The organism is Candidatus Pristimantibacillus lignocellulolyticus (assembly GCA_023639215.1).
GTDB lineage: Bacteria > Bacillota > Bacilli > Paenibacillales > Paenibacillaceae > Pristimantibacillus > Pristimantibacillus lignocellulolyticus.
This window is the reverse complement of record CP097899.1, coordinates 2,592,288-2,611,765: the sequence shown is the minus strand read 5'-3', so window position 1 is coordinate 2,611,765 and position 19,478 is coordinate 2,592,288. Positions and strand designations below refer to the sequence as shown.

15 protein-coding genes and 1 pseudogene are annotated in these 19,478 nt (G+C 37.6%); 1 reads left to right on the top strand and 15 read right to left on the bottom strand.

Translation table 11 applies throughout. The annotated features are described in order from the left end of the window. Positions 1–16 precede the first annotated feature (16 nt). The gene (gene deoD / locus NAG76_10975; GenBank protein ID URN96707.1) at positions 17–721 is read left to right on the top strand and encodes a purine-nucleoside phosphorylase; all 705 of its coding nucleotides are present in this window, start codon (positions 17–19) and stop codon (positions 719–721) included. A 406-nt stretch (positions 722–1,127) separates the two neighbouring features. On the opposite strand, the pseudogene NAG76_10970 reads toward deoD, so the two are convergent. The 15 genes and pseudogenes from NAG76_10970 to NAG76_10900 form a co-directional block, all read right to left on the bottom strand. Continuing rightward, positions 1,128–1,307, bottom strand: a pseudogene (locus NAG76_10970) (ATP-binding protein). A 390-nt stretch (positions 1,308–1,697) separates the two neighbouring features. Further along, positions 1,698–3,452, bottom strand: coding sequence for a beta-galactosidase (locus NAG76_10965; protein URN96706.1), 1,755 nt, complete (start codon positions 3,450–3,452; stop codon positions 1,698–1,700). Positions 3,453–3,491: 39 nt separating this feature from the next. After that, positions 3,492–5,384, bottom strand: coding sequence for a beta-N-acetylhexosaminidase (locus NAG76_10960; protein URN96705.1), 1,893 nt, complete (start codon positions 5,382–5,384; stop codon positions 3,492–3,494). A 32-nt stretch (positions 5,385–5,416) separates the two neighbouring features. Beyond that, entirely contained in the window at positions 5,417–6,271 is an 855-nt protein-coding gene (locus tag NAG76_10955) for a carbohydrate ABC transporter permease (GenBank protein URN96704.1), read from the bottom strand. Beyond that, positions 6,256–7,149: a sugar ABC transporter permease gene (locus NAG76_10950; GenBank protein ID URN96703.1), complete on the bottom strand. Its 894-nt coding sequence runs from the start codon at positions 7,147–7,149 to the stop codon at positions 6,256–6,258. Before NAG76_10950 ends, NAG76_10955 begins: the two co-directional genes overlap by 16 nt. A 69-nt stretch (positions 7,150–7,218) precedes the next feature. Further along, positions 7,219–8,583, bottom strand: a complete 1,365-nt coding sequence (locus NAG76_10945) for an extracellular solute-binding protein (protein ID URN96702.1) — start codon at positions 8,581–8,583, stop codon at positions 7,219–7,221. A 217-nt stretch (positions 8,584–8,800) separates the two neighbouring features. Next, positions 8,801–10,390, bottom strand: a complete 1,590-nt coding sequence (locus NAG76_10940; GenBank protein ID URN96701.1) for a response regulator — start codon at positions 10,388–10,390, stop codon at positions 8,801–8,803. Positions 10,391–10,394: 4 nt separating this feature from the next. Then, positions 10,395–12,119 (bottom strand): sensor histidine kinase, encoded by a 1,725-nt coding sequence (locus NAG76_10935; protein ID URN96700.1) that lies wholly within the window; start codon positions 12,117–12,119, stop codon positions 10,395–10,397. A 620-nt stretch (positions 12,120–12,739) separates the two neighbouring features. Then, positions 12,740–13,087 (bottom strand): DUF3862 domain-containing protein, encoded by a 348-nt coding sequence (locus tag NAG76_10930; protein URN96699.1) that lies wholly within the window; start codon positions 13,085–13,087, stop codon positions 12,740–12,742. 223 nt (positions 13,088–13,310) lie between these two features. Continuing rightward, on the bottom strand, positions 13,311–14,051 hold the full coding sequence (locus NAG76_10925; protein URN96698.1) for an S-layer homology domain-containing protein: 741 nt from the start codon (positions 14,049–14,051) through the stop codon (positions 13,311–13,313). A 45-nt stretch (positions 14,052–14,096) separates the two neighbouring features. After that, a complete protein-coding gene (locus tag NAG76_10920; protein URN96697.1) occupies positions 14,097–14,645 on the bottom strand; it encodes a DUF4256 domain-containing protein in 549 nt (182 codons plus the stop codon). 195 nt (positions 14,646–14,840) lie between these two features. Beyond that, complete coding sequence (locus tag NAG76_10915; protein URN96696.1) at positions 14,841–15,503, bottom strand: immunity 41 family protein; 663 nt, start codon at positions 15,501–15,503, stop codon at positions 14,841–14,843. A gap of 272 nt (positions 15,504–15,775) precedes the next feature. Next, entirely contained in the window at positions 15,776–17,191 is a 1,416-nt protein-coding gene (locus NAG76_10910) for a sulfatase (protein URN96695.1), read from the bottom strand. Between the two features lie 51 nt (positions 17,192–17,242). Beyond that, positions 17,243–17,974: a response regulator transcription factor gene (locus tag NAG76_10905; protein ID URN96694.1), complete on the bottom strand. Its 732-nt coding sequence runs from the start codon at positions 17,972–17,974 to the stop codon at positions 17,243–17,245. Next, positions 17,940–19,451, bottom strand: coding sequence for a HAMP domain-containing histidine kinase (locus NAG76_10900; GenBank protein URN96693.1), 1,512 nt, complete (start codon positions 19,449–19,451; stop codon positions 17,940–17,942). The genes NAG76_10905 and NAG76_10900 overlap by 35 nt, the downstream gene beginning before the upstream one ends. Positions 19,452–19,478: the final 27 nt, after the last annotated feature.

Below are 19,478 nucleotides of genomic sequence, written 5' to 3'. Positions count from 1 at the left end.
TAATGGAGGGAATTATATGAGTTTTCATATCGAAGCCAAAGTTGGCGAAATTGCTGAATCAGTTTTACTGCCAGGAGATCCATTACGCGCAAAATATATTGCCGAGACTTTCCTAGAAGATGCTGTTTGTTACAACAATGTACGTGGCATGTTAGGCTTTACTGGAACTTATAAAGGAAATCGCGTGTCTATTCAAGGAACAGGAATGGGCATGCCTTCAGCCTCTATTTATATCCATGAATTGATCAAAGATTATGGAGTCAAAAATCTCGTTCGTATTGGCACATGCGGAGCCATCCAGCATGAGGTAAACATCCGTGATGTCATTATTGCACAAGCAGCGGCGACTGATTCCGCTATCATTCGAAACCAATTCCCAGGGTTTGATTTCCCGCAGATTGGAACCTTTAATTTAATTAAAAAGGCTTATGAAATTGGAACAGATAAAGGACTTAGCCTTCGTGTTGGTAATGTACTTTCTTCTGATATTTTCTACACAGAGAATTTAGATGGGGTCAACAAGCTTGGTGAGCATGGTGTATTGGCTGTAGAGATGGAGACAGCAGCTTTATATTATTTGGCCTGCAAATTCGGTGTTAATGCTTTGAGTCTTATAACAGTTAGCGATCATATTCTTACTGGTGAACAAACAACAGCCCAAGAAAGACAAACCACTTTCAACGACATGATCGAAGTAGCATTAGAAACTGTTGCAAGATAGTACCTAATAACGATTGTAAATAAACAAAAAGAGGCTATCACAAACGTAGATTTCGCAAGAGGGCTAGCTCACTCTTGAAAAATTGTTGTAAAACATGAAAAAATGGTGATACAAGGAGCTACTCCTGTATCACCATTTTTCTATTATAGAATCAACCATCCGATATTTTTTACGGTTTAACTATGATTAACAGAGTAAAATCTAAATTGTTGTAAATGATAATTACATGTACTCCCATAGCTTGCTTGGAATTTTATATCAAGAAAAATAATGAACGGAGTGAATAAAGAAATGGCATACATTATAGTATTAGGTTTATTACTTGTGGGTACAATCGTACTACTTCTCGTTGCAGGCAAACATATTCTTAAGAAAGATTGAACGTAAGTGAGTGGTTCTATATGATTTAGCTTATTTGCAATCTTTCCAGCTTTTCCCTATGTATAACTAAGCTCTTCAACAAGAGAACTCGATGATCATGCGCAAGTCGCTGCGGCAACTGGATAGTAACGCTTGTTCCTTTATGTACTTCGCTAGAAAGATTAATCGTTCCAGCGTGCAAATCAACAATCTTTTTCACAATAGATAATCCTAAACCATTGCTATTACTATCTTTATTGTACTTATGCTTCTCAGTTCCAAACTTCCCGTATTACTGTAGATAAAACAAGATTAATTCAATGGATCGAGGGCAAGGCTGATGCTGGTGAGCGCGAAGCAGGAAAACCTGATAATATTCTGACCACATGCTGTCCACTTACCTATGATGCCAACCAGAATAAAAGGATACAATCAGAGTTTCAACCGCAGGCATTCCTCTTGAACAGAATATGAATAATAGATAACAAATGAAAAACGATCTCAATAGGCAATATCTTGTGACATTTGAAGTAGAGATCGATAAATGTATTCAATCCTATGAAACAAAAAAACAGCCTCTTAAGGTTCTCTTAACCTAAGAAGCTGCTTAACATGATTAACCTAAGATTGCATGTTCCTTAAAATTGATCTCGTTTGTTTCCGTGCCGTGCTGCTCAAAAATGATAATTTCATTATTTCCTAATTTCAATAATGGAGCAGGAACATATAATGTTTGCTGCGGACCAATATTCCAATAACGACCAAGGTTAAATCCATTGATGAAGATTACTCCTTTTTGCCAGCCTTCTAGGTGAACAAAGGTATCCGCTATTTCTTCAATGCATAAATTCCCTTGGTAGAAGCAAGGAGCATTAGTAAGTTTTGATTCGATCGGTTTAAACGTAAGTTCAGACAAATTATCGAGTGGCAAAGTATAGCTTGTCCATTCCGATAAAAACTGGAAGCCGTGACGAACTCCCTCTGTTATTCCTTTTCGATCTTCGAGATAAGGACCGTAGTTGATACGCCCCATATTCTCAACTAATATTTCAATTAGGGCGCCTTCCGCTGGAACTTCAAAGGAAAGTGTCTGCTCAGGTTTCCATCTCTCAATAATGCCAATATCTTCACCATTAACAAACACTTGTGCTCGATCGTGTACTTCCTGTACTACAAACTCTTTACTCGGGCGTGGACCACTAATATGTGTCGAATATAGGCAGTAGCCGTATTCTTGACCAAGCTTTTCCATCGTTTCGGGATAGATCGTATCGATCGGTGAAGAAACTTGAAGTAATTGATCCCTCAACAGTGCTTGTCCAGTCATCTGTATTTTTCCGTAGCTTTTTTTAGGCATTGCAACCGGTAGTTCATTACTAGCAAATCCGAACTTACTTAATACTTCGCGAACTTTCCAATACTTTTCAGTAGGATCGCCAGATTCGTTCAGAAGCGAATCATAATCATAACTAGTTACGGTTGGTTGATAATCATACCGATCTGTCATACAATTGGCTCCATTATAAAACCCGAAATTCGTCCCACCATGGAACATATAGAAGTTAACTGATCCGTTAAGCTTTAACATATCCTCTAATACATTGGCTACATCATCTGCATCTCGACAGTGATGTGGCTTACCCCAATGATCGAACCATCCATTCCAATACTCCATGCACATGTATGGAGCATTAGGTTGATATTCACCAAGTTTGAGAAAAGACTCCTCCGCACGTGAACCGAAATTAGCCGTAGCCAATGCACCAGGTACCATTCCTCCTTGTAGCATTGCATCCTCTGCTCCATCTGAAGTGAATAGTAGTACATTCATTCCCTGCTCTAGCATCTTCTGCTTGATATGATTCAAGTACTTCTTATCATTCCCGTAGCTACCATACTCATTCTCGATCTGCATAGCAATTATTGGACCACCATTTGTGCATAATAATGGCTTTAATTTTGGAAGAAGTTCTTCATAGTATTCATCTACATGATTCAAATAGTTGGGATCTGCACATCTCAAACGTAGACCCTGTTCTGCTAGTAGCCAGGCTGGTAATCCTCCGAATTCCCATTCTGCACAAATATAGGGTGACGGTCGTACGATAACATGAAGCCCCAAATTCCCAGCAATCTCAATAAAGTGAACGACATCAGCCATCCCATTAAATTGGAATTGTCCTTTCTTAGGCTCGTGAAAATTCCATGGAATATAGGTTTCCACCGTATTGAAGCCGCAGGCTAGCAACTTCTTCAGTCGATCTTCCCAATATTGTGGCACAACTCGAAAATAATGAATAGCACCTGAAATGATGTGGGTGGGTTGCCCATTATATAAAAATTGATCATTCTCGTAACTAAAAATAGTCAATATATTCACCTCAACACTCAATCTGTTTAATTATCTAATTTATAGTAAGGTAGTACTGGTTGAGATCATACGATGATATAAATTGACGAAACCTAGCTGATTATCATTCCAGCTTGGTCCACCGTCAAAGCTAAGTTTAGCTATATCTAATTCTTCTAAATTGGGAATTTCTCCAGATAAATAAGCGATAAGGCGTTGCTTTGCTGATTCAATACGTGCAAGTAGCCCTCCATACCGAAGATCAATAATCTCCCAGCCGAATATTTTATAAGTTGCCATCCATTGTGCACGGTGTGCTTCATGCAATTCTTTCACATTAGCCCTCAGCTGAGTCAATTCCTCACTCGCGATGCGATAAAGTTCGTTCCGATCTTGTAAATCATAGCTATTTTTAATACGAATTCCTATATCGCATTTGCTCGATAGAACGGTACATAATTTTTCATATACATTGAATAACATTGACCAATTCGGATTATTGTTGGCGTTTGCCCTCATCTGATCTGCCATAGCCTCATAATGTTTCGGTAGATTGCGTCCATCTACGTGCTTATCGAATAAACCTAGTAACAGATCTTGCCATAATAAATACCTTGATGGATTAGCCTCTATTAAATTATCCGCCTCTGTTTCAGGAAGCTCATCGATGTATTTAGCTTGAATGAATTGATCCCATTCTCCGCCCGTACATGTATTAAATCTTCGCTTCAGCTTCTGCTCATCCAACTCTTTCGAATAGGCATGTTCCGCATACAACTGGAGTGTTGGCAATCCTGAAAATACATTACCTTCGTTACCATTGTCTCCCCATATTGTAGCGATAACCTCGGATACTCCTTCTTCCTTGCAAACAGATAGAGCTGCATCTGTTGTTCGGAATGATTTTCCATGATTTGGAATAATTCCATTCCAAGTCCAAGCCCCTCCTGCAAAGATTGGTGATGAGCCAAATTGTTGATGTTTCCTTACATAATCTCTATAAAACTCAGGATCGCTATGATAATAATCCCAATAAACATATTGTACATTTTTCGGCATTTCTGAAATAACATGCTCTGGGACGACTGATGTTGTATCGTAGTAGTCTCCCACTTCAGAACCAAGACGGAAGTACATGTCGCTCCATATCATCGGTTGCAAACGATACTTAGCGGTAATTTGAAGAACCCGGTGTAAATGCTCATTCATCAATTCAAATCGAGGACGATATCCATTTTTCTTGATATAGTTCCCTAGACCAAGTGTATGGGCTTCATCCATTCCGATATGAATTCTTTTACTACGAAGCGGCGCCGTTGCAGCCTGTATCATCTCATCAATGAATTGATAGGTCTCTTCAGATCCGATAAGCAAAATATCATCTGTATCTTTATAATCATCTGTATGTTGCCATTGTAGTGCCTGACGCAAATGTCCAAGCGTCTGTATGCAAGCAACCATCTCAATTCCAAATATTGCAGCGTAATCATCGCATTCTTTTAATTCTTCAAAGCTATATCTCCCTCGCAAGTAGCCAAAGTACGGCCGCGATGAGATTTCATACGTGTCCTCGGTATACAACATCAGTTGATTTAAACCCATCGTTGCCATAATGCGAATAAGCCTCTTAACGCTATCAACCGACATAACTGCATTTCGGGAGTTATCAACCATAGTACCGCTAGTCTGGAAGTGAGGTGTTTCTTCTATATAAAAAGCATCTTCTACCTTGGCATGTTCAAGAAAAAGTCCCATGGCACGATAAAGATGGACAGGTTGTTCAAACTGAATGATCCCTTGCTTATTCTCTAAGCTAACCACTAGGTTTCCCGGTCTTTGCGTGACTTCAATACATAACCCATCTTTTGATAAAGTGTAGCCAAGCTCTTCTTGTAGAATGTGTAGCCCTTCCAAGAACTGAGGTTGCAACGAGTTTTTAATACAAATCAACATTTTTTCTCATCTCCTTTTATATGAAATAGGAATTAACCTTTAACACCTGAGCTTGCAATTCCTTCAACAAAATATCTTTGGGAGAATGCGAATAATATAATAGGAATAATAACGATAATACATGCACCAGCCATCTGTAGTCCGTAGTTGGTCCCTGCTTGCTCTTGGAAATATTCCAATCCTACGGTTACAACTTGCTTTTCTATACTTGAAATGAAAATAAATGGATTTACAAAATCATTCCAAGACCAAATAAAGGTGAACAACAACATAGTAACCAGTGCCGGTACGGCAAGCGGCAATATGATACGGTAATAAACTTTAAATTGGGAACATCCATCTACAACAGCTGCCTCAGAAATTTCCTTAGGTAAGCCTGCAAAAAACTGTCTTAACAAGAAAATGAAAAACACATCAAAAGTGGCAGGAATGATCAACGCCCATTCTGTATTGTATATATGCAATGATTTATATAACATATATCTCGCGATAACCGTCGTATCTGCGGGAATCATCATTGTAGATATGAACAGGAAGAAAATTGCCTCTTTGAAAGGAAAATTCAATCTGGCAAATGCATAAGCAGCCATCGTTACGACTACGAATCTGAAAATAATAGTTAAGACTACGATATAGATTGAGTTTCCATACCATTTGAAGAAATATTCATGATGAAAAATCGTTTTAAAATTTTCCCAATAAATTTCATGTGGAATAAAATTTAAGGGTTCAGCAAAAATAAGTGCGTTTGGTTTCAAAGCTGCTGATATCATAAATAGGAATGGGACAATCATCATTAAACCCAGCACGAAGATTACGATCGAACTGATAATCGTGGAGGGTTTAAGTTCGGTTTCCGATTTCTTTTTAACTAATTGTGAACCCATCTTTTTTGCCCCTTCCACTGGATGATTGTAATCACTAAGATGACAGCAAATAACAGGATAGCCTGTGCTGCTGCATAGCTGTATCTATTATAGGTAAATGCTTCTTCATATATATTGAGTGAAATGACTCGAGACGCAACACCTGGTCCTCCGTTTGTTAATGCACGCACCGATGCATAGTTTTGGAAGGAACCAATAATACTGGTAATGACAAGGAAAAAGGTTGTAGGAGATACAATCGGAAGAGTTACATTTAGCATTTTTCTCCACTTGCCTGCTCCATCTAGATCTGCTGCCTCATATAATTCATTCGGAACTCCTTGCAAAGCTGCCAGATAAACAATGGTTTGAAAAGATAAACTTTGCCATACATTGATTAATGCAATCGTTGGTAATGCCGTACCTATTCCGGCTAGCCACATAGGTGGGGTTTCGATTCCTATCATTTGAAGGAACGCATTAACAGGACCATCATAAGGATCGAGAATCACTGAGAACACCATTGCAATAGCAACGACATTCGCAACGTAAGGAATTAAAATCATTGTCCGACTGACAGGACGAAGGAAAAATTTGCGATTTAATAGCATCGCCAAGAAGAATGATAGAACAATTAAGACTGGCACATATACTAATGTGTATAGAAAACTGTTCCAATAGGCCTTAATCGCGATATTATCATTAAAAATACGAACAAAATTGTCAAAACCGATAAAGTTATAACTTGGTTTCAACGTATTGTAATCAACCATGCTTATATAAAAGGCATAAATAAGCGGGAACAAGTTGAAAATTATAAAACCTAATAAAAACGGCAGGATAAACAATAGGCCTGCCTTTGCCTCACCCGATTTCATCATTTCTCTGATGGATGTCATTTTATTTCACCCCACTAAATAATATTGGGCTGCCCAAGGCAGCCCAACCTAACAACATGTTCTGTTTGACTATTGATTGGACTGCTCTGCCTGAATTGCTGCGTCCACACGTTCTTTAATCGTTTTCACTGTATCTTCCAGCGACTTCTGTCCAATAAGATACAGTTCGCTTTCTTGTAAAATAATGTTGCTGTACTCAGTAGCAGCTGCACCAACAATTTTTTCTTCTGCAAATCCTTGATCATTTTGATAAATCGCTTTGTTCAGATCTTCTACAGTTACTTCTCCGTCAGTACGATCTGCAATTTTTTGGAACATCTCATTAATGTCCTCATCTGTTAGATCAACACGTGCAGGTAGGTCACCTGTATATTTGTAGTTGTTTTCAGCGAAATATTTAACAAACTCGAATGCTTCTTTTGGTTGTTTCGAATAAGCATTAATTGCCAAACCATTAATAACTGCTAGATTATTTTTCGCTTCTGCATCAGCAGGTGTTGGAATCTCAGTTATGCCGAATTCCCAATTACGTGGATAATTTTCTTTATCAAGGAACATATTGGTATACCAAGTTCCAATTACGTGCATACCATATTGACCTGACATAAAGCCATCCCATGCCAATTTTTTAGTTTTGAATTCCATCCAACTTGGTTGAACTTTGTCTACATTTCCAAGATCTCCAAAGAATTGAAGAGCTTCACTAAATGCTGGATCATCAAAGTTTGATGTGCCATCTGCTTTATACCCTGATACATCTTTTTGACGTGCAGTAAAGTACATATATGCGTCATAGTCAAGCATGTAAGATCCATAGATTTTTTTGTTGCTGTCTGTTAATTTTTTTGCTGTTTCAACATATTCGTCCCATGTCCAAGATCCAGAAGGATATGGAACATTTGCATCATCGAATATTTTTTTATTGTAGTAAACAGCCCATTTACCAGCGCCTGCAGGAAGGCTATAAATGTTGCCATCAGTTTCTTGCAGATAGTCCCCATAAATACCTTCTGCATCGTAATTGTCTTCTTTGATCAGATCATTAAGTGGTAGAAAAGAGTCGCTTGTCACGTATTTATCCAACTGAATAGGAGTACTGAAAAGAATAATATCTGTAGATCCGTCTCTTGCTCCTAGATCGATATCGATTTTCTTAAAGATCGCTACCCCATCCCCAGGAATAACATTAAATTCTACATTGATGCCAGTATCTTTTTTAAATGCTTCAACTACATTCAAAAAGTTACTGTCTTTCGCACGATTACCATCTACATAGATTTTTACAGTTTTAGCATCGCCAGAATCCTCCTTTGTATTCGATGTTTGTCCTGATGACGCATTTTGATTAGAACTGTTTGAACCGCATGCAGCAAGTAATCCAGTTAACATCACAAACGCAAGTAACAAAGTAACTATTTTTCTTTGTTTTTTCATTGCTCAATATTCCCCCATCACTTAAAATATCTTGCTTACTAAGAAAGTATAAAAAATTCATTCCTTCATGTTAATGCACGAAACTCAGTAAATTTATCTTATCCAATTCATTATATAAACAACTAGAATATCATCATTGTTTTTCTTATCCTTTTCTATGAAAAGTTATAAAAAATCCACATTGTCACTAGACAACGTGGATTATAGTATCACCAAATTACATTTTATATTTAGCTGGTGGTATCCCAACCACTTTCTTGAACACTCGGCTAAAATATTGTTCACTCTCATATCCAACCATTTGTCCAACTTCATATACTTTATAGTGGGTTGTACGCAATATTTTTTTGGCCTGATCAATACGATAACGTGTTATATATTCCACAACACTTTCTTTGGTCTCCTTGCGAAATAAATGGCTTAAATAATTCGGAGAAATATTGAGTTCCTCTGCGATTGCTTCCAATGAAATATTTTTAGCATAGTGCGATTGAATAAATTTTTTCGCCTCGTGTATTATTTTTCGAGACTCGCCTAATGCATTAAACAATAAATCCGTTGTTTTCATCAAACGTTGAATCCAGACGATATAATCGTAGTCTGTATATAAATGATCTAATGAATGATAAGGATCAGACTCCCATTCTTCTTCTAGCTTGAACGTCGGATGCTGTTCAGCAACATAAGAACTTAAGGAAAATAATAGCGCTGAACAAAGGCTTTTGAGCACATGCTTATCGACACTGTGTCTTTCCTTAATAATTTTTATAATACTTCCTAAGCATTGTTCCATTCTAACGATGTCGGAAATTTCTATAATCATATCGAACTGCTTAATATAGTCATTAATATTCAAGAACAAACTATCCGAGTTATTGACTGATTCAACAAGTCCATTCGACATTTGATGTTGACTCGCATTAGTCAAAGCTTCTTTATAGCCTATCTTTATCGAGTTGTATTCTACATGAATGCCAGAAATTCCGATTAAACCAGTGATGTTAAGATAAGTTTTCAACGCTTTCAACATAGTTGACATCAAGTCTTCTATTGTTTGTGACATCTCAACATCTTTCATTTGCCCATAAATTACTGTTATTTCATTAGACCGTGTAAACACAGTATGAGCATACCTGTAGTCAGACACAATTTCTGAGATAATATTCTGTACTGAAAATTGGAATAAATCTATATCTTTATCTTTATATTTTTTGTGAATCTCTGTGCCATTCAATAGAATCACACCTACTTGGATTCTACCCTGCGGGAGTGTAACCCCCAGATCTTGTAGCTTTTGTTCTATTTCATTTTCTTTGTAATAACTTCCTTGTATAATTTCTTTTAGAAACATGCCCTTAACAATTTCAATATCTTTCGAAGAGAAATGCTCAACATAAGATTGTTTCGTACTCGGCTCTTCTTTACCTATCTCGCTTCGTATTTTACTTACCCGATCCAGCGTTGATATGAGTTGCTCGGGTGTCAGCTCCAATTTCAGAAAATAATCTTTAGCGCCCAATACTAAGGCTTGTTTCACATAATCGAAATCATCATAAGAACTAAGCACGATAAAATCGGGTGGATTCAGTAATTCTTTTGCCTGCTTGATCAAATCAATGCCATTCATTACAGGCATCTTCATGTCGGTAATTACTATATCCGGATGTAGCTCCTCAATCATTTCCAAAGCTTTTTTTCCATTTTCCGCTTCTCCGACAACAACATACTCTTTTTCATTCCCAGATATTAATGATTTGATTCCGATCCGAGCCAACATTTCATCATCAACAATAATTATTTTATTCAAAACGTTACTCCTCCTGTTGCATAACAATTACAGGTTGCATGATTCGAACTATCGTATAATCTCCAATAGCACTTTCAAGCTCCAGACCGTAGTTCAACCCAAAAGTTCGTTGTATTCGCTCATGAACATTTCGCACTCCTATACCGTCGTTGTCTTCATGATCAGACAACAGCTTGTCCAGTATATTCTGCGGAATTCCAACGCCATTATCATGAACTTCAAATATGACCCGATCTTTGTCCCGAAATGCATGGATAGTGATCGTACCTCTTCCTTCTTTTGGCTCAATCCCATGAAAAATAGCATTCTCAGCAATAGGCTGTAATATAAATTTCAAGCAGCGATAATCTTTCATCGACTCTTCCATTTCGAATATAACTTCAAATTTATTATTATATCTAATTTTCTGAATATAGATATAATCTCTTAATAACTCGAGTTCTTTATGAATTGGTATAATCGTTTCTTTCATCTTAATTGTATTCCTCAGCAAACGACCTAATACTTCAACCGTTTCTCGAATGTTGTCCGCCTGCTGAATCATTGCCATCCAGCGAATAGAATTCAATGTATTATATAAAAAGTGAGGATTAATTTGCGCTTGCAGAGCGCGATACTCAGCATCGTTTTTCTCTGCTTGCTCATGCAAATGCTCTTGATGCATGCGATCGATACGCCTCATCATATAGTTGAAGTTTTGGGTTAACTGGCCAATTTCATCTCTTCGATCCGTCAACGTAATTACGGATCCCTCGTTCCCTTGAACTTTTCTCATTACTTTCGCAAGCTGTTGAATCGGATTAACAATTTTTGAAGCAATAATAAACCAAATAATTCCTGAAATGAAGAATGATATTAGAAATACAATGATCGTCACCTTAAAGATTAACGATGAGCCTTCAGTTAATACTGCTAAAGGTATTGTCTCAACAATGCTCCAACCTGTATTGTAGAGAGAAAACTGGGCTACCAGATCCTCCTGACCACTTTTGTCTCTCTGTACAGAATAATCCTTACCTTGAATATTCAGAGTATTTTCATACGGCTGGTTGATATTATCTAATTCGTTATTGTAAACAATTCTATTTTGATTATCTAACAAGAACAAATTGTTATTGGAATCTTGCTTAGTATTTAACTTATCAAAAAAGAACTGTGATTTAAAACTCATATACACGACCACGTTATTTTCCCCATAATTTAAACGTTTCGCAAGTGAAATGACGTAGGGATTGCGGTAATGAAATTCTGCGTAGTTTTCGTGGATTCCTAACCACACCAGTTCTCCATTCGAGCTTTCCAATTGCGACATCCAATTCTTATGGATGAGTTTATCCACATCCAGATGCCCTACATCTTCACCATATCGAATAATTTTTCCATTGCTTCCTATTAGAACAAGTGATGAAATATATTTAAACATGTTAGAGGCATAAGCCCAATCATCAAACACTAACTCAGCATTTTTGACATCGAAATAGTAATCCACATCACTTTGATAATCGGGTTTAAATATTGATTCAATCGTATGGTTCACATGCAACGAATCGATAATGCGCTCCCATTCCCGCATATCGAACTCCAGTGATTGTCCAAGGTATGAAAGGTTATCCTGGAAAGATTCACTTACACGATCCTTTAATAGAGCTTTGGAAATTAAGTTCGAACTTATGCTGATACTCGCTGTAGGTAGAATTAATACAACAAGAAATGAAACCATGATTTTCATTTTTATACTGTTCCTAAAGTTACGTATCATCTAGTACCCCTTATGATCTGTCGTGATGTTCCCATTATAACGATTTCATGAACAGTATCTATTCTACGATTATATGTATGGTTTGACTAGAGCTTGGCTGGCCTCTATTTTTCGATGATGTAAGATCTCTGTATTACAAGCTAGCCATTACATTAAATATTAGCAAAAATTATTATTTTTGCGTGTAAGCAACTAAATTGTCAAACTAAAGTCATAAAACCTTCAAATATCTCCTATTATATAGCGCTAGCGCTTATTTCAATGTATTATCTATTTTGCTATGATTAAATTAATACTATCTAGGGTGATTGCTATGCTAGATGACAAAAGAAAACATAATGAAAGAAGTGAATACAGAAATGGCATACATTATCATTTTAAGTTTATTACTTGTTGGTTCAATAGTTACGCTTGTCGTTGCAGGTAAACATATTCTTGCGGAAGATCCAGCTTAAGCAATGTGTTTGGTTTTCTTACCAACAAAACAATCAAAAAAAGATATATCTATGATGCAAAAATAAAACGGGCTCTCGAAAGAGCCCGTTTTATTTGATAATATAAAGTTCTGAGTATACATGACTTTTATCTTTCTATTTCAAACCTACTTGTGCTTTCGTTAGTAATTTATTATCTTGAAACATTAGATTTGCATTTGCTCCAAGACTACCTTTACCTTCGTACATGTACATTACCGTATGAATATCAAGTCCTGTGCCTCCTGGAGAGCCAGACTCAGTGATTAACTCACCTTCGAATCCAATAATCTCCGTCACTTCTTCATACGACATCCCTGTCACTAATTTTCCAAATGCTTCTTTAGTTATTTTTGGAGTGCTTGAATTACCTGAAGTGCTTAACGTGTTTAAAGTGTCCGTTGAGCAGGCTACCAATGATAACATACCCAAAAGTACAATGAATAAGATTAGTTTATTTTTCAATTTATTCCCCTCCATAAATTTAATTTTATCAAAATTTTGAACATTTTACCATATAAAGTATAGAAGTCATAGAACTGTAAAGTCACTATGATCTAGCATTCGCTACATCCATCTTTTTTAATAGAATTCTTTTCCCGAATAGTGTCTAAAACGCAAAAACAAAAAACCGAGCACTCGCGATGAGTGCTCGATTGGTAAACATACTATTTAACTCCCTGTAACTCTACTTCACTGGCTCTTTGTTAATAAGATCAGAGTTTTGTAGCAAACGTTCTATAATCACTGCTACTTCTGCTCTTGTAATCGCTGCTTGTGGTGCTAAGCTATTATCCACTTTGCCTGAAACGATGCCCGCGCTTATCGCATCTGCTACACCGACCACAGCCCAGCTTGCGACTTGATTACCATCCTTATACGCACCTACTATGCTTTCAGCACTGCTACCATGTGCTACTCCTGGCAAATCAGTTAGCAACATCGCTTTAGAAATAATAACCATAGCTTGCTCGCGTGTAATGCTTTTCTCTGGTCCAAATGTACCATCTTGGAAACCATTAATTAAACCATATGCATATGCTGTTTGCACAACGTTCGTCAAACTATTAATACGCGCAATATACTGACCATCAATTTTCTCGATATTCGTCGGTATATGACGGATACTTCCATCTGCCTCAATTACAATTCCTGTAGTTATTTGGGTTGGATCAATACCTTCTGGAATCGTAATTGTACGCTCTACATAAGAGTTGAAATTGTTAATGTCTATCGAAGCATTTCCATAGTTCGCAGAAATCGTGAAAGATAATGGAGCCGCAACAATAGCCAAACCATTTGCTGTAATTGTATCTTCTACTTTTTTAACCGTCTCATCGCTTGGCTTAGCAATTTTAATAACAATCTTCAAATCTTTCAAATTGCCATTAGATCCAAGCTGTGCTGATAAAGATTGAATATCTCTCATTTACTAAGAGAGCTTCTTCTCATTTTTACTTAAAGTGGTCATAATCTAGACTTTTAGCGAGCCACGGAAGCCCCTAGCCGCATAGTAAGATTCTGCACCGTTATGATACACAAAGACATTGCCATAGCGAAAATCACAAAAGATAGCACCACCGAGTGTTCTAATCTCGGTGGGTGTTTTCACCCAACTTGATGTTTTCATATCGAAATTTCCAAGCTTCTGCAGCTCTCGATACTGTTCTTCCGTTAAAATTTCAATGCCCATGTCAGTAACCATATCAATAGCGCTATTTGCCGGTTTATGTTCTTTTCTTGAATTCAGGGCTTCACCGTCGTAACAAACACTTCTCCGTCCTTTAGGGCTTTCCGCTGAGCAGTCATAAAAAATATATTCCCCCGTCTCTTCATTATGAGCAACAAGATCCGGTTCACCTCCGGTTCTTTCCATTTCATGAAGTGACCACAGTTTTTCAGTATTAGCTTCCAACTTTGCTTGTATTTTAGCCCATTCAAAACCTTCATGACGGTTCATGTTTTTTTCAAACCGTGCTTTCAATTTTTTGAATAGTCCTTCACGTTGTTCTTCATCTATCATAATGAAACCTCCTTGAAATTATGAATGGTGTTTAATTAGCACATCACCAACTAAGGAAGGAATGCCCTTAAAGTGAAGTCTACCACAAAAACCACTCTTTTATAATTCTATAAGAAACGTTAATAATTTTGCAGGAAATAAAGTCGCTTCGACCTTACAACCATAATACTCGATTCACAGCATGGATTTGCCATATTAGTTTCCTTTACGTAATTTATTTGAACTATACGGAGAGTAACTTTTCATGACCCATTCATGAAATACTCGATAAGCTGAACTGGAATCAGATACAGAAAAAATGAACGTGCCCTGTACTTCTCTACGGCTTAACTTTGAATCAACAAGAAATTTGTCATCTTCTTCATCTAAGAATATATCATAAGTTCTATCTTTATTTTTGAATCCTACAGCATGGATATCAAGCCCCTCCTTAAAAAAGCCTAAGTGAATTATGGATGGCTCTAATTCAACTTTTTCATTGAAAAGTGGATTTTGTAATTCTTCATCAAAGTTGCTTTCATCAATTAGATACCCTTGAAAATATCCATCCACTAAGAAACTAAGACGCTCAATTATTAAATGCTGTTTATCAAAAGGAAAGTTCTTAATTTGACCTAGATCATTATCGGAATATTCCCATATGATATGTTCTAAGATTTTTGAATGCGTGTAGCTAATTGCTCTAGAAATTTCTCTATCTAAAGGTTTATCAAGAGTTCCTTTAATTACTTTCCTCACACTATTGTAATAATCCCAAAATAATGGAAAATCAAATAATGATTCTTCGCTCAATTTATGTATAAAGGTGTTATCTACGCAGTGATAGTTATTCATAAGTACCTGTAATTCGTTATCCATACAGTCCCTCCATTTTTCACTCTACATAAACATTCCACTCATAACTGAAAAACCCTTCCAGTCAAAGGAAGGTTCTGAGCACCGTTACATCTTGTTATTAATCTTTCCCCACTATTAGTGAGCAATACAGTTAGAGATCGTAATAGCACATAAAGTAAAACACATCATAAACAGGAAAAGGCATTTGGAATATTACATTCCAAATGCCTTTTTTCGACAATCTGAGCCAACCAGAAGCTGGTTGACTTGCCTCTTGTAACAATAATTGATTGCTACTCTATTTCCTCGACCGGCACATCCAGCACTTCCTGCTGCAATCGGCGAAGCTCCTGCTTCAGCTCGCTGGCAATTTCCGCATAATGCTCGTCTTTATAGACGTTGCTGAGCTCATACGGGTCTTTCTCTAGATCGAACAGCTCCCACTCAGGTGGACGGTTTTCTTCGACAGAACCCGCAGTGCCTAGAGCTTCTCCATAATAATAGATTAGCTTATAACGTTCTGTACGGACACCGTAATGAGAATAGACATTATGGTGCTCATCCAAATGCATCCAATAACGATAATACATCGATGTACGCCAATTGGTTGGTGTTTCTCCTTCCCAAATGGAACGTAGGCTGTAGCCTTGCATTTCCTCAGGGATAGGTACACCAGCATAATCTAAAAAGGTAGCAGGAAAGTCGACGTTAAGTGCCATCGCATCTGTACGTGATCCACCCTTGATCGCACGTGGATAACGAACGATAAACGGCATTCGCAATGACTCCTCGTACATGAAACGCTTATCATACCAACCATGATCGCCTAAGAAAAATCCTTGATCAGATGTATACACTATGATCGTATCTTCAGCTATTCCCTCTTGCTCCAAATAATCAAGCAAGTTACCAATGCTTTCATCTATTGATGCCACACATCTCAAATAATCTTTAATATATCGCTGGTATCTCCATTTCTTCTCTTCAAGTGCAGTGAGCCCTGCAGGCGGTAACCCCTTCAAATCAACCTGATCATTCATATGCGTATCTACACGCATTTTTGCTTCTTTGACCGCTTCAGAGCGAGTCGCATAATCGTCATAAAACGTTTCCGGCTCTGGAATATCGATATCCTCATACAAATTTGCATACTTCTCAGCTGGCTGCCAAGGACGATGAGGCGCTTTATGATGACACATAAGCAAGAATGGTCGTTCCTTGTCACGATTGTTCATCCAATCGATAGAGAACTCAGTAATTAATTCCGTAGCATAGCCCTTAAATTGCTTTAACTCACCCATTTCATAAAAATGAGGATCATGATATTCGCCTTGACCTGGCACTACGTTCCAATAATCGAAACCAGTCGGATCAGCATCGCCACCATGACCAAGATGCCATTTTCCGATCATCGCTGTCTGATAGCCGTCAGCCTGAAGCAACTTAGGGAAAGTCATTTGACTTCCGTCCAGTTCATCTTCAATCGATTTCACACCATTTAAATGATTATATTTACCTGTTAAAATAGCTGCGCGACTAGGTGAACAGATTGAGTTCGTACAAAAGCAATTGTCAAATAGGATACCTTCATTGGCTATCCTGTCAAGCTGTGGCGTTTGGTTAATGCGGCTACCGTAGCAACTCATCGCGTGGGATGCATGGTCATCAGACATAATAAATAAAATATTGGGTCTGCGTTTTTCACTCAAGTTTTCTCACCTCGAAGAAATAGTTTGTGCGTACTTCCTATGACTGAATCATTAGACAATTTCGAATAAAAAAGAAATATTAAGCTTGCGGATTAAACTAGTAATTTCTCTCGTACGCCGCATATTAAATTTTTTGAGCAACGTGTTGATTTGCGATTTAATCGTCACTGGCTCGACCATCCTTATTTTTGCAATCCCATCTACTTTGTAATTTTCCAGCAGCAGCTTAATAATTTCTTTTTCTGCTTGAGTAAGCTGCGACAATATACTCATAAAGAATAGTAGGCTACTCTCGGTTTGCTTAAGACGAGAAAATTCACTTTGCAACTTTGAGGCCATCGAGGAAGAACCATATATCTGTTCATCGAATGCATCCTCGATGCTACGCAAAATCTCTTCATGCTCAGCAGACTTCACTAAGTAATCTCTAGCATTATTAAGCGTATAAGCTTGATAGATTGTTTCATCATCTTCATGTACAGTAAGAAATATGACGCCCAGATCGGGCCTGAGCGTTGACAATTTGCTGGCCGCTTCTATTCCATCCTGATGCGATTCCATCTCTATGTCCATCAGTATAATGTTCGCATCGCATTGCTGTGCAAGCTCAACCGCCTCAGCACCAGTGGAAGCGGAGCCTAGCAGTATCATAGATGAGCAATCTTCAATCATTTCAGAGAAATCCAACCGTAAAATATCGTTATCTTCAGCAATAATTACTTTTATTAAAGCTTGTTTCTCATCAATCTTATGGCCTTGGTTTGTAGATGGGTAAGTAAACATAGAATGTCGTACCCTCCCCTAATTTACTTTCAAAGCGAATGTATCCAAAATGAGCCTTTACCGTTTGCTGTACGTAGGAGAGCCCTATCCCCCAATTGCTTTTGGAGTTTTTCCTCGTATAGAATGGGTCAAAAATTCGCTGCCGTTGCCCTTTTTCAATGCCAGTACCGTTATCAGTAATTTGCAACACGATGCGATTTCCCGCCTGATAGCAGTCTAGACCTACTACCCCTTCTCGACCGTTCGCCTTGTTATCTGCAACTGCATCAAAAGCATTAAACAGCAAATTGCAGATTGTTTGCACGATGTATGGACGGTCAGCCAATAAAAGCTGATCCTCGAATGCATTTGTCGTAAGCAGAATAAGCTGCTCATCGTCCAGCTTATTCATCACATCCTCGTAAATAATGCTAAGTTTTGTAGGCTTAAGCTGCATTCGATTCGTTTTAAACGCGCTGTATAGCTCATCCATCCGCTGCAAAATCTCATCATTGCTTTGCGAAAGTTGCTCCAATTGTTCCTTCATTGTATCCAGCGACGATTTTCCCTCTCCAGGTTCAAGTATCTTTTTCTTCATATTTCTTATAAGGACGCGCTGAGCTAAAAGCTGATTTTTAATGCCATGAGTAAATATGCGTACACCCATACTATTCTCGCTAATTTTTTTCTCTAGTAACATTTCAGGTTTTCCGATCTGAACAATCAGCTTGTTATATTTCCACAAAGACATCGTACCGATGATAGTCATCAAAAAACTGCAAGCAATTATGATATACCATTGTACAAGTGACAACGTTTGTCCATAGTAAAGTGTTCCAATAAAGAAATTATTACTCGCAAGCGCATAGCTTACTTGTAAAGGTGAAAAAACGCCAAACAGTAAAAAAATAAGTTCTAAATTAATAACCGTAATAAGCACAATCATAAAATTATTTCTAAGCCAAGGCGTCTTCATCCGTTTCAATTGTCGAATAAGAACGTAAAGCGTTGCTAGTACAAAGAAAATGTTCAATCCACGCACGATGACAGCCATCGAGGAATGAAACTCATCAGTCGCATGCTCCATTAATGAAGTATAAATGACTGGCTCATAGATTAAATAGTTTGATAACGAAAATAAGAACACTGCTGCATATAGTAGTCTTTTATACTTCTGTCCGATGCGATCATTAACATTAATGACAAATCCGGCGGAAAAGAACAGAAATATGGCTCTGCCTATACTAAGTAAACGACTCATCTGATCAATTGTAATCATTGAGTATTGAAAAAACCGGTGAATATCCGAATGAAGAAAAAATATAATTTCCATTCGATAGGGAAGTCCACCGGTCTTAGCAAAGTAAAACATAAACCCAACAATAAGTAGCATGCTGCCAATAAAGCTGCCCGCTAGCCAGGTAGACGTCGATTTCATACTGGTCAATATGAGAACGATTCCAGTGATAAACATGATTGCCAATATAAATATGATCATCCGTCTGATCCGACCCCTTATAGAATA

Bases quoted from the DNA above. Each gene is read 5' to 3' on its own strand.
- deoD (URN96707.1), top strand. From the start codon at position 17: ATGAGTTTTCATATCGAAGCCAAAGTTGGCGAAATTGCTGAATCAGTT.
- NAG76_10960 (URN96705.1), bottom strand. From the start codon at position 5,384: ATGTTGATTTGTATTAAAAACTCGTTGCAACCTCAGTTCTTGGAAGGG.
- NAG76_10955 (URN96704.1), bottom strand. From the start codon at position 6,271: ATGGGTTCACAATTAGTTAAAAAGAAATCGGAAACCGAACTTAAACCC.
- NAG76_10950 (URN96703.1), bottom strand. From the start codon at position 7,149: ATGACATCCATCAGAGAAATGATGAAATCGGGTGAGGCAAAGGCAGGC.
- NAG76_10945 (URN96702.1), bottom strand. From the start codon at position 8,583: ATGAAAAAACAAAGAAAAATAGTTACTTTGTTACTTGCGTTTGTGATG.
- NAG76_10935 (URN96700.1), bottom strand. From the start codon at position 12,119: ATGAAAATCATGGTTTCATTTCTTGTTGTATTAATTCTACCTACAGCG.
- NAG76_10925 (URN96698.1), bottom strand. From the start codon at position 14,051: ATGAGAGATATTCAATCTTTATCAGCACAGCTTGGATCTAATGGCAAT.
- NAG76_10920 (URN96697.1), bottom strand. From the start codon at position 14,645: ATGATAGATGAAGAACAACGTGAAGGACTATTCAAAAAATTGAAAGCA.
- NAG76_10915 (URN96696.1), bottom strand. From the start codon at position 15,503: ATGGATAACGAATTACAGGTACTTATGAATAACTATCACTGCGTAGAT.
- NAG76_10905 (URN96694.1), bottom strand. From the start codon at position 17,974: ATGTTTACTTACCCATCTACAAACCAAGGCCATAAGATTGATGAGAAA.
- NAG76_10900 (URN96693.1), bottom strand. From the start codon at position 19,451: ATGATCATATTTATATTGGCAATCATGTTTATCACTGGAATCGTTCTC.